Raw genomic sequence first — 12,595 nt, forward strand, 5'->3', positions numbered from 1 at the left:
CTGCCTTTCATACTAGCCTGTCTCCCGCCGCCCGTACAGGCGCGCCGCTTATCCATCCGGGATAAACGGCGGCGGCGCATTCCCATGGCCGGGATAGCAGGCTAGAATCCTGACCGTTTCCCTTATTTGCGCCGCAGCCCCCGCACTGCCGTTCCATGAAGCCTCGATTCCCTGTCCAACCAGGCGCCCGCCTCGCCATCTTCGTCTTCCTGGTCTCGCTTGCTACCCTGCTCCTGTACCGCCCTGCCAAGGATGGCGACTTCCATGAATACGCGTTGATGACGATCGCGCTGGCGAACCACGCCAGCCCCGACATCCGCCTGGCCGACCTCGAGACGGCGCAGCAGCTCTCGCCCGAGCCCGGCTTCGTCACGCTGCACCGGCAGCTGCGCGCCGGCATGCAGCGCGGCGAATCCATGCCCTATCCCGGCATCGTGCGCGGCTTGGGCGGCGGCTATCACGCGATCCATTTTTTCGCCTATTCGGCCCTGGCAGCCCTGCCTTTCAAGATCATCGAGGCGCTTGGCGGCCAGCCGTTCAAGGCCTTCCAGGTCGTGAACCTCGCCGCGCTGGCGATCCTGGCGGTGGCAATGTTCCGGGTGACCAGATCGAGCGGCCGCACGATCTTCGCCATCGTGTTCTTCCTGCTCTCGGGCGGGGTGCTCTACGCGAACTGGGCCAGCACCGAATTCTTCACCGGCTGCTGCCTGCTGGCCGGCCTGCTGTTCGTGCTGCAGGGACGACCCTACGTCGGCGCACTGCTGGCCGGCCTGGGGGCCATGCAGAATCCGCCGCTGGTATTCTTTTCGGTGTTCGCACCGCTGATCCGCATCTGCTACCTGTATGCCCATGAGCGCCTGCCGGCCGGCGCCGCCATCCGCAGGGTGCTCGACCGCCATGCGGTGCCGGCGTCGCTCCTGGTGGCGGCGCTGGCGCTGACGCCCTTCCTGTACAACCAGGCCGTCTTCGGCATCCCGAGCCCGATCGCGGCGATGTCGACCAATCCGGACCTGATCGGCGGCGCGCGTCTGCTGTCGTTCTACTTCGACCTGAACCAGGGCCTCATGCTCGGCTTCCCGGTGGTGCTGGCCATGGTGGCGGTGCAGCTGTTCGCGAAAGACGGCCGCCGCTGGCTGCCGCATGCGCTGGCCGGGATCGGGTTCAGCGTCGCGCTGGCCCTGCCCTCGCTGTCGACGATCAACTGGAACTCGGGCGCCAACGGCATGATGCGCTACGCCTTCTGGGGCGGCATGCCGCTGCTCTACCTGGCCTTGAGCTGGATGCAGCGCGTGCCGCGCTGGAGCACCATGCTGCTGGCGGCCATGCTGCTGGTGCAGGCGGGAGCGATGAAGCACGCGCGCAGCTACGAGTACATCGAGTTCAGCCCGGCCGCGCGGGCGGTGCTGCGCCTGTTTCCCAGCCTGTATGCGCCGGAGCCGGAAATCTTCCTGGAGCGCGTGCTGCACCACGATGGCGCCATCCAGACGTTCACCGCGGCGACCTGGGGCCTGCCTGGCCACCCGATCAAGTCGGTGTTCGACCCCGGCAGCGACGCGGCCCACGCCGCACTATGCGGTCCGGGCAGGCGGGTCGTCCTTCCTGCCGGCGGCCCGCATCATCCGGGCGGCTGGCGCTACGTGGTCGGCAAGCCGGTCTGCATCAGCGCGCACGGCTGAATGCCAGCCGTTTGCGCGACTTGGGCAGGTGGGTAAGAATGTGCCGTTGCGAACTGATCACTCGAAAGGATGAGCATGGGCACGACCGTCAAGAATACCACCCCCGACACCACCAAGGTCATCCTGGTCGGTGAAATGATGGACGGCAGCTTCGACGCCAAAGTCATGTCGGAAACCGACGTCCCCTACACGAAGTACTGGGACAACGAACTGGAACAGCGGATCGTCTACCTGCATCCCGATGCGGAGCAGCTCAAGTCCATCGTGCAGGCCCTGAACGAGCGCCGCCTGTCGCTCGACGACCTGCAGGATTTCGGCAGTTCGGCCGGCGGCGAATCCGAACTCCCGATCTGAAGCGCCCCCGGCTGCAAGCCTATTGCGCCAGGCCCGGACCCTTGCCCACGATTTCGTCGTGGCGCTCGTGGTCGGTCTTGTGCAGGTAGGCCGCCGTGGTGGCGATGTTGGCGTGGCCGGCCGTGTCCTGCAGGGTCTTGAGCTGCACCCCGCTGTTGGCGTGGTTGGTGAGCATGCTGTGGCGCAGCCAGTGCGTCGATGCCTGGCGCAGCGACGCGGCGCTGTCGGCGTCGCCCAGCGCGGCGGCGCGGTCGGCGCCGGCCATGAACACCGCCTTGAGCGCTTCGGACGCCGCCTCGTCGGTGATGCGCACGGGTTCCTCGCGCCGGCTCGACAGCACCAGCGGGGTGCGGTCGGCGCGGCTGGCCTGCGGCAGCATCCCGAACGCCCCGCGGTAGTCGCGGAAAGCCGTCAGCATCGCCGGCGGTACCGGCAGGCGGCGCGGCTTGGCGCCCTTGCCCATGACGTCGAGCCACCAGCGCTGGTCGCCTTCGCTGTAGATCGCGCCCATGCTGGCGCCGACGATCTCGTTCAGGCGCGCGCCGGTCTGGGCGAAGGCCACCAGCAGGAAGCGGTCGCGCTCGCGCTGGCGGATCGCCGCCGGCGTCTCGGCCACGCGGCTGGTCACGGCATCGAGCGCGTAGGCAATCGCCTGGGTGGTGAGGTAGCGCGTGATGCGGCTGACGTTCGAGGTCCGCACGTTGCGCACCATGCGGCCCGGGTTGCGCCGCAGGTAGCCGGTCTGCTCCGCATACCCGAGCAGGCCCTTGACGGCGATCATGGCCTGGCGCCGGCTGGCGTCGGACAGCGGGCCGGAGAACGGACGGTAGCGCGGGTCGTTGCGCGGCCATTTGGTGGTGCTGGTCCATTCGGGCGGCGGGTTGCGGATGAATTCCTTGTAGGCGTTCAGGTCGGCCACGCTGAGCTGCCGGAAGGTCTTGCGCGCCTCTTCGCGGCACCAGGTCAGGAAGCGGTACAGCTCTTTCTGGGTGTTGGCGACGGACTTCGGGCTCAATTCGCTGTGGCCGATGTATTCGCGGGCCAGTTCGACGTCGGTTTTCGCGTCGGTGACCGGCTCGTCGGCCACGCCACGGAAGACCCCGCTGCGGGCACTGGCGGCGGCCCGCTCGGGAGAATCTTCAGCGGGTGGATCGAGGTCGAGCGGCAGGAAGCGTGGCATGGTTGCTTACATATACTGTGTTTTTATACAGTATAACACCGCCGAGCAGGCCCACCAAGAGTTCGCGCAAACCGGGCGCAGCCCCCGAGGCTGCGGCATAATGCCGGCTCGTCCCTTTCACTTCGGAGCCATCATGCCCCTGCGTTTTCCTGCCCAGGCCGCCCTTGCCTCGGCGCTCGCCTTTCCGCTGGCAGCCGTCGCCGCCCAGCCAGTGATCGAAGTCTACAAGACCGCCAGCTGCGGCTGCTGCAAGGAATGGGTCAGGCATCTCGAGGCCAACGGCTTCACCGTCAAGGCCAGGGATGTCGCCAACCCGTCGGACTACCGCGAGAAATTCCGCATTCCCGCGCAATACGGCTCCTGCCACACCGGCCGCGTGAACGGCTATGCGATCGAGGGCCACGTCCCGGCCGCCGACATCAAGCGCCTGCTCGCTGAAAGACCGAAGGCGCGCGGACTGGCCGTGCCGGCCATGCCGATGGGCTCTCCCGGCATGGAAGGCCCGCGCAAGGACCCGTACGAGGTGCTGCTGGTGAAAGACGGCGGCAAGGCGGCGGTGTTCGGGCGCTACCAATAGGACGGGCCGCGGCGCCCCCTCGGGTGCATAATCGGCGTTCACGATGCGATGGAGGCCAGGATGAGCGAACCCACCCCACAGAACGACCCGTCCACGACCCTGGGCGTGGGCGGCGCCACCAGCGGCCAGCAAGGCGCCACGCCGAGCCATGAAACCCAGCAGGAAACCGGCGGTAACGGCGGCGACGGCTTGAGCCGCAACCAGGTGGGCGAAACGACGAATGCGCCGGACGGCGACGTCACGCAGGCGCGACCGGAACGCGAGGCGCCGGGCAGCGCGATGACGCATACCGCGCGCGGGCCGCAGGACACCCGCCCGGACCAGGCCGGCAAGACCGGCACCGGCCTGGGTACGCCCGAGACCGGCGGTAACCAGACTGAAGCCGACCTGCCGCCGCGCTAAGCCGTTTGGGCGAGCTCTTGGGCCGCGAGCGCCGCCTTGTGCGCGTCGAGCGCGGCCAGCTTGCGCCACCAGATCCACGAGACGATGGCATTGACCCAGAAGAAGGCGTACAGCACCGCGGTCAGGTAGAGTCCACGGCTGAAATAAAGCGGCACCGCGATCGTGTTTACCACCAGCCACACGGGCCAGTTCTCGATGCGCCGCCCCATCATCAGGAGCTGGGCGATCACGCTGAACACCAGCACCGCCGAATCGACGAAGGGCGCGTAGGCATTGGTGTAGAAATGCAGCAGCGCGCCGTAGCAGGCGGTGGCGGCCAGGCCGGCCGGGATCATCCACAGCAGGGTCTTGAGGCGGGCATGGGTGACCGGCAGCGGAGCGCCTTCGGCGCCAAGGACCCAGCGCCACCAGCCCAGCAGGCTGGTGGCCACAAAAAACACCTGCAGCACCACGTCCGCATACAGCCGGCTTTGCGCAAACAGCAGGCCGAATAAAGTACAGCCGATAATGCCGGTCCACCAGGTATGGACGCTGTTGCGCCCGGCGAGCACGATCGCGATGGCGGTAAAGGCATTCGCCGCGATTTCGAGCGGCGTCATGCGCCCGCCCTGTCTTGTGCTGCTCGCGCCATGGTCTGCTCCTGTGGATGAAGCAGCCACTCTACGCGAGCACGGCGGGCCGGGGCAAGCCCGGGCAGCCGGGACGCTTGCACTTACATGCGGATGGTGCCGTGGTCCGAGTCCATGTCCGGGGTCGTGCCGGTCACCGCGGCCTTGGCCATGGCGAACAGGCGCACCATCTTGCTGTCGTTCGAATCCCAGTATTCGGCCGCATGCGGCAGCACGCGCACCAGCACCACATGCTCGTCTTCGGGGCCGGCCGGGAACCAGGCCTGGACCATCGGGTTCCACAGCGCCTTGATCTTCACGCGGTCGACCACCCGCTCGGCCCGCCCGCTCACCGACACGTAGTTGCTGTCGTCGGTATTGACAAAACTGAGGTTCACTTCCGGCTCATGGGCGATGTTGTCCCACAGCTCGGTCGTGGTGCTGGTATAGAACCACAGGGCGCCTTCGGAATCGACCTGCTGGTTGGTCATCGGCTGGCTGACCAGGTGGCCGTTCTGGTCGCGCGTGGTGAACATGGCGAAACGCATCGAGCCGATCTTGTCGGACAGGGCGGCGGCGTGCGCAGGAGTGGTATTGGCTGGCATGGCAGTCCTCTGGAATGGAATGAAACCCCGATGGTAGCGCCGCGGCTTGCTGCCATCGGTGCGCCGACGTACACTGACCCGGCTCTGTCCCTCCGGCGGGGCGCGGGCGAGGAATGGCCAAATCGACTATAGTGACGCCTCCGTACAAAAACTCACTCCTCCATGAAATTTGACGTCGCTATTGTCGGCAGCGGGCTGGCCGGCCTGTCGGTGGCCCTGCATCTGGCGCAGACGCGCACGGTTGCGATCATCTCCAAGCGCGCGCTGCTCGATGGGGCCAGCAACTGGGCCCAGGGCGGCATCGCCGCGGTGCTCGACTCGAACGACAGCCACGACCAGCACATCGCCGACACCCTGATCGCCGGCGCCGGCCTGTGCGAGGAAGCGGCGACGCGCTACATCGTCGAGAACGGCCGCGCCGCGATCGAGTGGCTGATCGAGCAGGGCGTGCCCTTCACGCGCGACGCCTCGGCCGAGATGGGTTTCCACCTGACCCGCGAGGGCGGCCACAGCCAGCGCCGCATCATCCACGCGGCCGACGCCACCGGCCACGCGGTGCAGGTCACGCTGGAGCAGAAGGTGCGCGCGCACCCGAACATCACCCTGTTCGAGCACCACTGCGCGATCGACGTCATCACCTCGGACAAGCTGACCGCCAAGGGCGTGCATGGTGCGCTTCATGGCGGAACGCCGCACCTGGTGGGCCAGCCGCGCTGCTACGGCCTGTACGTGCAGGACGAGCAAAGCGGCGACGTGCTCACCTTCGAGGCCGAGCACACCGTGCTGGCCACCGGGGGCGCCGGCAAGGTCTACCTGTACACCACCAACCCGGACACCGCCACCGGCGACGGCATCGCCATGGCCTGGCGCGCCGGCTGCCGCGTGTCGAACATGGAATTCATCCAGTTCCACCCGACCTGCCTGTACCACCCGTACGCCAAGTCCTTCCTGATCACGGAAGCGATCCGCGGCGAAGGCGGCCTGCTGAAACTCCCGCCGGAAGCGGGCGCTGCTGCCGGCACGCGCTTCATGCCGGCCCATGACGAGCGCGGCGAGCTGGCCCCGCGCGACGTGGTGGCGCGCGCGATCGACTTCGAGATGAAAAAGCGCGGCCTCGACTACGTCCACCTGGACATCAGCCACCAGAGCCCGGAATTCCTGATGGAGCACTTCCCGACCATCCATGCGCGCTGCCTGGAGCTGGGCATCGACATCACGAAGCAGCCGATTCCGGTGGTGCCGGCGGTGCACTTCACCTGCGGCGGCATCGTCACCGACCTGGCGGGACGCACCGACATCCCGGGCCTGTACGCGGTGGGCGAAACCGCCTGCACCGGCCTGCACGGCGCCAACCGCCTGGCCAGCAATTCGCTGCTCGAATGCGTCGTGATCGGGCGCGCCTGCGCGCACCAGATCGCGGCCGCGCCACGGGGCGAAGGGCCGGCGCTGCCGCCATGGGACGAAAGCCGCGTCACCAATGCGGACGAAGAAGTCGTAATCGCCCACAACTGGGACGAGCTGCGCCGCTTCATGTGGAATTACGTCGGCATCGTGCGCACCACCAAGCGCCTCGAACGCGCCCAGCACCGCATCAAGCTGCTCAAGGAAGAGATCGACGAGTATTACCGCAACTTCCGCATCACCCACGACCTGCTGGAACTGCGCAACCTGGTCGAAGTGGCCTGCCTGATCGTCAACAGCGCCCTGTCGCGCCACGAAAGCCGCGGCCTGCATTATTCGCGCGACTTCCCGGACACGCTGCCGAAGGCGCTGCCGAGCGTGCTCACGCCGGAACGCCGCTGAGTCTCCCACGCCGGTCCCTGTGCGGACCGGCTGTTTCCCGTGAACCGCCCCGCCCTCACCCCCTCCACCATCCTGCTGCTCACGGTCCCGCCGGTGCTGTGGGCGGGCAATGCCATCGTCGGACGGCTGGTGCGCGATGCGGTGCCCCCGATGACGCTCAACCTGATCCGCTGGACGATTGCGCTTGCGGTGCTGGTGCCCCTGGGCCGCGCCGCGTTCCAGCCCGGCAGCGGCGTGCTGGCCAACTGGCGGCGCTATTGCATGCTCGGCCTTCTGGGCGTGGGCCTCTACAACTCGCTGCAATACCTGGCGCTGCAGAGCTCCACGCCGATCAACGTGACCCTGGTCGCCTCCGGCATCCCGGTCTGGATGCTGCTGGTGGGCCGCTTCGTCTACGGCATTCCGGTCAAGCGCAGGCAGGTGGTGGGCGCCATGCTGTCGATTGCCGGGGTGCTGGTGGTGCTGTGCCGCGGCGAATTTGACCAACTGGTCACATTGCGGCTGGTGACGGGCGATCTGTACATGATCCTGGCGACCATCGCCTGGTCCTTCTACAGCTGGATGCTGATGCAGCAGAAGGACGTGCCCGCGCTGCGCGCGGACTGGGCGGCCTTCTTGCTGGCCCAGGTCGGCTATGGCGTGCTGTGGTCGGCGGCGCTTTCCGGTGGCGAATGGGCGCTTGCCGGCGTGCAGATCGCCTGGAGCTGGCCCTTGGGCGCAGCGCTGCTGTATGTGGCGATCGGCCCGGCGATCCTGGCGATGCGCTGCTGGGGCGCCGGCGTACAGCGTGCGGGGCCGAGCGTCGCCGCCTTCTTCATCAACCTCACGCCGCTGTTCACGGCGCTGCTGTCGTCCGCTTTTCTCGGCGAGGCGCCGCATCTCTACCATGTGCTGGCCTTCGGCCTGATCGTGGGCGGCATTGTCGTTTCCGCGCGCTGAACCCTGTGTGTTCGGCTTTGGAAACGTGTTCCGGCCCGGCCGCCCTGGATGCTAGGATCGCAGCCTGAGCAAGAGGAAAGCAAGATGGCAGAAGGTTTATCCCCGCACGACGCCGCCGGCGAGCTGGCCGCATTCCTGGAGCGGCACCCGGGCGCGCTGGTGCTCACCGGCGCCGGCCTGTCGACCGCCTCCGGCATTCCCGGTTACCGCGACCGCGACGGCGTGCGACGGGGGCGGCTGCCGATCCAGGGACCGGAATTCCGGCGCTCGATCGAGGTCCAGCGCCGCTACTGGGCGCGCAGCATGGTCGGCTGGCCCATCATGGCGCGGGCCTTCCCGAATGGCGGGCATATCGCACTGGCCCGGCTGCAGCAGCACGGCCGCGTGAGCGGCCTGCTGACGCAAAACGTCGACGGCCTGCACCAGCGCGCCGGCAGCCCGTCGGTGCTCGAATTGCACGGGAGCGTCCACAAGGTCGTCTGCCTGCATTGCCGGCTGGATTTCTCCCGTGCTTTCATTCAGACCATGCTCAATGAAGCCAATCCCGAGCTGGCGAACGTGCTGGCCACGCCCCTGCCCGATGGCGACGCCGCGATCGAACCGGATGCCTGGGCCGAATTCCGCCTGCCCTGGTGCGTCCATTGCGGCGGCGCGCTTTCGCCGGATGTCGTATTCTTTGGCGATGGTATCCCGCAGGCGCGCACTGCCAGGGCTCTGGCCAGCATGGCAGCGGCGGACGCCTTGCTGGTGGTCGGCTCCTCGTTGATGGTGTATTCGGGTTTCCGGTTTTGCCGCATGGCGTTTGACACCGGCAAGCCGATCGCCGCCGTCAACCTCGGGCGCACCCGTGCGGATGAGCTGATCGCACTCAAGATAGAAGAGTCGGCCGAGCGGCTGCTGCCGCTCGTTGCCGGCCTGCTCCACGCACAGGAGCCGGAGGAGTCACAACCAATCAACGAATAACAGGGGGATCTTGTGACCAAACGCTACCGCACTACTTCCATCGCATCGCGTCCGACCGGCTTGCACACCGGCGCCATCCTGGCCGGCATCGGCCTGGCCGCTTCCTTCCTCTACGTGCGCGCCAGGACCCGGCAGGCCGAGCATGAGAATCCGCCGCAGGGCAAGTTCATCGAGGTCGACGGCGTGCGCCTGCATTACCTCGAGCGCGGCACGGGGCCAACTCTGGTGCTCCTGCACGGCAATGGCGTCTACACCGAGGATTTCGTCACCAGCGGCCTGCTCGACGCCGCCGCGGAGCATTACCGCGTGATCGCCTTCGACCGGCCCGGGTTCGGCTACAGCGACCGTCCCCGCACCACGGTCTGGACCCCGGACAAGCAGGCGGAACTCCTGAACAAGGCCCTGGCCCAGCTCGGCGTCGAGTCGAGCATCGTCGCCGGCCACTCCTGGGGCACCATGGTGGCGCTGGCCATGGGCCTGCAATCGCCCGACACCGTGCGCGGGCTGGTGCTGCTGTCGGGTTACTACTACCCGAGCGTGCGCCTCGATGTCGTGACCGCCTCGCCCCCGGCGATCCCGGTCCTGGGCGACCTGCTGCGCTATACCATCTCGCCCTTGGGCTCGCGCCTGCTGTGGCCACTCGCGAGCAAGAAGATGTTTGCGCCGATGCCGGTCGCCGAGCGCTTCAAGCGCTTCCCGGTCTGGATGGCGCTGCGCCCGAAACAGCTGCGCGCCAGCGCCGCCGAAGGCGCGCTGATGGTGCCGGCGGCGGTGTCGCTATCCAGGCGTTATGCCGAACTGAAGGTGCCGGTGGCGATCCTGGCAGGGACGCAGGACAAGATCGTCAACTGCGGTCACAACTCCGAAAGGCTGCACGAGCGCCTGGCGAACAGCCAGCTGGAACTGGAACCGGGCGTGGGGCATATGACGCATTATGCGCACCCGGACAAGGTGATGGCGGCGATCGACGCGATCGCGGCGCAGGTGGGCGTGCCGGTGCATGTGCGCACGCCGGAGGCGGAGGCGCTGGCGAGGGCGAGCGAAAGCGGGGTGTGATGGTTTGCCAAGACCTTAGGCCTTGATCACATACTTGATCACGATCCCCGCCGTCAGCGCGATGAAGATCACCATCGACAGCCCGCCATGCAGCATCGGCGAGCCGATCGACACTTGCGCGGTCTGCGGGTCCTGTTCCATCCTCAGCGCCTTGCCGAACATGACCGGACGCAGGAAGCCGCGCACGCCCACGAGGATCATGCCGATCCCGAAGCACAGGTCGGCGGTGCCGTGGTTGGCAAGGCCGCCCAGCAGGGTCGGCACGCCCAGCACGAGGCCGAACATGAGCCAGAAGATGCGGGCGCCGGTCGAAAGGCGCAGTTTGCTCCAGTCCATCATCATCAGCCCACGATCCGCAGCGAGTAATCGGTGGCGCGCACGTCCTTGGTCAGGCTGCCGATCGAGATGCGGTCCACGCCCGTCTCCGCGATCGCGCGCACCGTGTCCATGTTGATGCCGCCCGAGGCTTCCAGCAGCGCGCGGCCGGCGTTGACCGCCACGGCTTCGCGCATCATCGCGAGATCGAAGTTATCCAGCAGGACCGACTTGACGCCGGCCTGCAGGGCATCCTGAAGCTGGACGATGGTTTCGACTTCGATCTGCACCGGGGCATTCGAACCGAGCGCGGCGGCCGCAGCCAGCGCTTTTGAGACGCCGCCGGCCGCGGCGATGTGGTTTTCCTTGATCAGGATGCCGTCGTAGAGCGCCATGCGCTGGTTCTTGCCGCCGCCGACGCGCACCGCATACTTCTGCGCCTGGCGCAGGCCGGGCAGGGTCTTGCGGGTGTCGAGGATCGCGGCCTTCGTGCCTTCGATCACGTCCACGTACTTGCGGGTGGCGGTCGCCACGCCCGAGAGCAGCTGCATGAAGTTCAGCGCCGCGCGTTCGGCCGTGAGCAGCGAGCGCGGATTGGCTTCGATGGTGCAGACCACCGAGTCCGCGCTCATCATCTCGCCTTCGGCATATTTCCAGTCGATGTCGATGCCTTGATCGACCGCCAGCATCACGGCCTCGAACCAGGGCGCGCCGCACAGCACGGCGTTCTCCCGCACGATGACCCTGGCCTGCACGCGCGTGTCGTTCGGCACCAGCAGGCCGGTCAGGTCGCCGCTGCCGATGTCTTCCAGCAGCGCGGCAAGGATATTGGCCTCAAAAGCGGATTGCAGTTTCTCGTCGAATTGGTCGTGCTGGTTACGGAGGGTCGTCATGCGGGCCCAACTCCCTGGAACAAAGTGGTGTTCTGCTCGAGCGCACCGCTCGGCAGGGCTTGTGCTTTTTTCGCGGCCGCGAAATCGAGCATGCGGTCGATCGCGCGCTTGGCTTGCGCGCCGATCGCAGGATCGACATGCACTTCGTTGGCGCCGGATTCGAGCACCTCGGCCAGGTTCTTCAGGCCGTTCATGGCCATCCACGGACAGTGCGCGCAGCTCTTGCAGGTGGCGCTGTTGCCGGCGGTCGGCGCTTCGATGAAATGCTTGCCCGGCGCGGCCAGGCGCATCTTGTGCAGGATGCCGTTGTCGGTCGCCACGATGAAGGTGGTCGCCGGCAGGTTCACCGCAGCGTTGATCAGCTGGGTGGTCGAGCCGACCACGTCGGCCTGGGCCACCACCGCTGCTGGCGACTCGGGGTGCACCAGCACCTTGGCTTCAGGGTGCTCGGCCTTCAGCAGGTCGAGCTCGACGCCCTTGAATTCATCGTGCACCAGGCAGGAGCCCTGCCACAGCAGCATGTCGGCCCCGGTCTGCTTCTGGATCCAGGCGCCCAGGTGGCGGTCGGGCGCCCACAGGATCTTCTTGCCCTGCTCGTGCAGGTGCTTGACGATGTCGAGGCCGATCGAGGACGTCACCATCCAGTCGGCGCGCGCCTTCACGGCGGCGCTGGTGTTGGCGTAGACCACCACGGTGCGGTCCGGATGCTGGTCGCAGAATGCCGCGAATTCGTCTGCCGGGCAGCCGAGATCCAGCGAACAGGTTGCATCCAGGTCCGGCATCAGGATGGTTTTCTCCGGGCTCAGGATCTTGGCCGATTCGCCCATGAAGCGCACACCGGCCACCACCAGGGTCCTGGCCGGGTGGTCGCGGCCGAAGCGCGCCATTTCCAGCGAGTCCGACACGCAGCCGCCGGTTTCCTCGGCCAGGTCCTGCAGGTCGGCATCGACGTAATAGTGGGCGACCAGCACCGCATCGCGTTCCTTCAACAAGCGGCGGATGCGCTCCTTGAGCTCGGTTTTCTCGGCGGCGGTCGGCGTTGCAGGCGTGCGTGCCCAGGCCTCGGCGGTACAGGCGCTGCCCCCTTGCGGGTGGTCGTATTCGTAGGTCTTGATCGGTACGGTCATCATGGGGTCATGGTCTCACTGTGCAGGAGATGGTTCTCGTAGGGTGGGCGGCTTGGCCGCCCGCGCGTTCAACTCACGTTGATGCTGTCCGCGCGGC

14 protein-coding genes are annotated in these 12,595 nt (G+C 67.2%); 8 read left to right on the forward strand and 6 right to left on the reverse strand.

Annotated features, from left to right (window positions below):
• Positions 1–155: 155 nt before the first annotated feature.
• Positions 156–1,676 (forward strand): hypothetical protein, encoded by a 1,521-nt coding sequence (locus AC56LR_RS14295; protein WP_497131335.1) that lies wholly within the window; start codon positions 156–158, stop codon positions 1,674–1,676.
• A gap of 75 nt (positions 1,677–1,751) precedes the next feature.
• Positions 1,752–2,030: a hypothetical protein gene (locus tag AC56LR_RS14300; protein ID WP_497131336.1), complete on the forward strand. Its 279-nt coding sequence runs from the start codon at positions 1,752–1,754 to the stop codon at positions 2,028–2,030.
• Between the two features lie 19 nt (positions 2,031–2,049).
• Here AC56LR_RS14300 and AC56LR_RS14305 read toward each other — a convergent pair whose 3' ends face one another.
• Entirely contained in the window at positions 2,050–3,210 is a 1,161-nt protein-coding gene (locus tag AC56LR_RS14305; protein ID WP_497131337.1) for a tyrosine-type recombinase/integrase, read from the reverse strand.
• A gap of 133 nt (positions 3,211–3,343) precedes the next feature.
• Between AC56LR_RS14305 and AC56LR_RS14310 the strand changes: the two genes are divergently transcribed.
• Positions 3,344–3,787, forward strand: a complete 444-nt coding sequence (locus tag AC56LR_RS14310) for a DUF411 domain-containing protein (protein ID WP_497131339.1) — start codon at positions 3,344–3,346, stop codon at positions 3,785–3,787.
• Positions 3,788–3,847: 60 nt separating this feature from the next.
• Positions 3,848–4,189 carry a hypothetical protein gene (locus tag AC56LR_RS14315; RefSeq protein WP_497131341.1) on the forward strand — a complete coding sequence of 114 codons (342 nt, stop codon included), beginning with the start codon at positions 3,848–3,850 and terminating at the stop codon, positions 4,187–4,189.
• On the opposite strand, the gene pnuC is transcribed toward AC56LR_RS14315, so the two are convergent.
• On the reverse strand, positions 4,186–4,788 hold the full coding sequence (gene pnuC, locus AC56LR_RS14320; RefSeq protein WP_497131343.1) for a nicotinamide riboside transporter PnuC: 603 nt from the start codon (positions 4,786–4,788) through the stop codon (positions 4,186–4,188). The two genes, AC56LR_RS14315 and pnuC, sit on opposite strands and share 4 nt — an antisense overlap.
• A 113-nt stretch (positions 4,789–4,901) precedes the next feature.
• A complete protein-coding gene (locus AC56LR_RS14325; RefSeq protein WP_497131344.1) occupies positions 4,902–5,402 on the reverse strand; it encodes a pyridoxamine 5'-phosphate oxidase family protein in 501 nt (166 codons plus the stop codon).
• Between the two features lie 162 nt (positions 5,403–5,564).
• Here AC56LR_RS14325 and nadB point away from each other — a divergent pair, with 162 nt between their 5' ends.
• From nadB to AC56LR_RS14345, 4 genes are all read left to right on the forward strand, one after another.
• Complete coding sequence (gene nadB, locus AC56LR_RS14330) at positions 5,565–7,205, forward strand: L-aspartate oxidase (protein ID WP_497131345.1); 1,641 nt, start codon at positions 5,565–5,567, stop codon at positions 7,203–7,205.
• Positions 7,206–7,244: 39 nt separating this feature from the next.
• The gene (locus AC56LR_RS14335) at positions 7,245–8,144 is read left to right on the forward strand and encodes a DMT family transporter (protein WP_497131347.1); all 900 of its coding nucleotides are present in this window, start codon (positions 7,245–7,247) and stop codon (positions 8,142–8,144) included.
• Between the two features lie 84 nt (positions 8,145–8,228).
• On the forward strand, positions 8,229–9,107 hold the full coding sequence (locus AC56LR_RS14340) for an NAD-dependent protein deacetylase (RefSeq protein ID WP_497131349.1): 879 nt from the start codon (positions 8,229–8,231) through the stop codon (positions 9,105–9,107).
• A 12-nt stretch (positions 9,108–9,119) separates the two neighbouring features.
• Positions 9,120–10,163: an alpha/beta fold hydrolase gene (locus AC56LR_RS14345; RefSeq protein WP_497131351.1), complete on the forward strand. Its 1,044-nt coding sequence runs from the start codon at positions 9,120–9,122 to the stop codon at positions 10,161–10,163.
• 15 nt (positions 10,164–10,178) lie between these two features.
• Here the strand turns inward: AC56LR_RS14345 and AC56LR_RS14350 are convergent, their stop codons facing one another.
• From AC56LR_RS14350 to nadA, 3 genes are read right to left on the reverse strand one after another with little or no spacing between them, the layout of a single operon-like run.
• Entirely contained in the window at positions 10,179–10,505 is a 327-nt protein-coding gene (locus tag AC56LR_RS14350; RefSeq protein WP_497131352.1) for a hypothetical protein, read from the reverse strand.
• Positions 10,505–11,371, reverse strand: coding sequence for a carboxylating nicotinate-nucleotide diphosphorylase (nadC, locus tag AC56LR_RS14355; RefSeq protein WP_497131354.1), 867 nt, complete (start codon positions 11,369–11,371; stop codon positions 10,505–10,507). Before nadC ends, AC56LR_RS14350 begins: the two co-directional genes overlap by 1 nt.
• Entirely contained in the window at positions 11,368–12,498 is a 1,131-nt protein-coding gene (nadA, locus tag AC56LR_RS14360; RefSeq protein ID WP_497131466.1) for a quinolinate synthase NadA, read from the reverse strand. Before nadA ends, nadC begins: the two co-directional genes overlap by 4 nt.
• Between the last annotated feature and the right edge of the window lie 97 nt (positions 12,499–12,595).

This window comes from Telluria sp. ZT3P39, assembly GCF_059685935.1.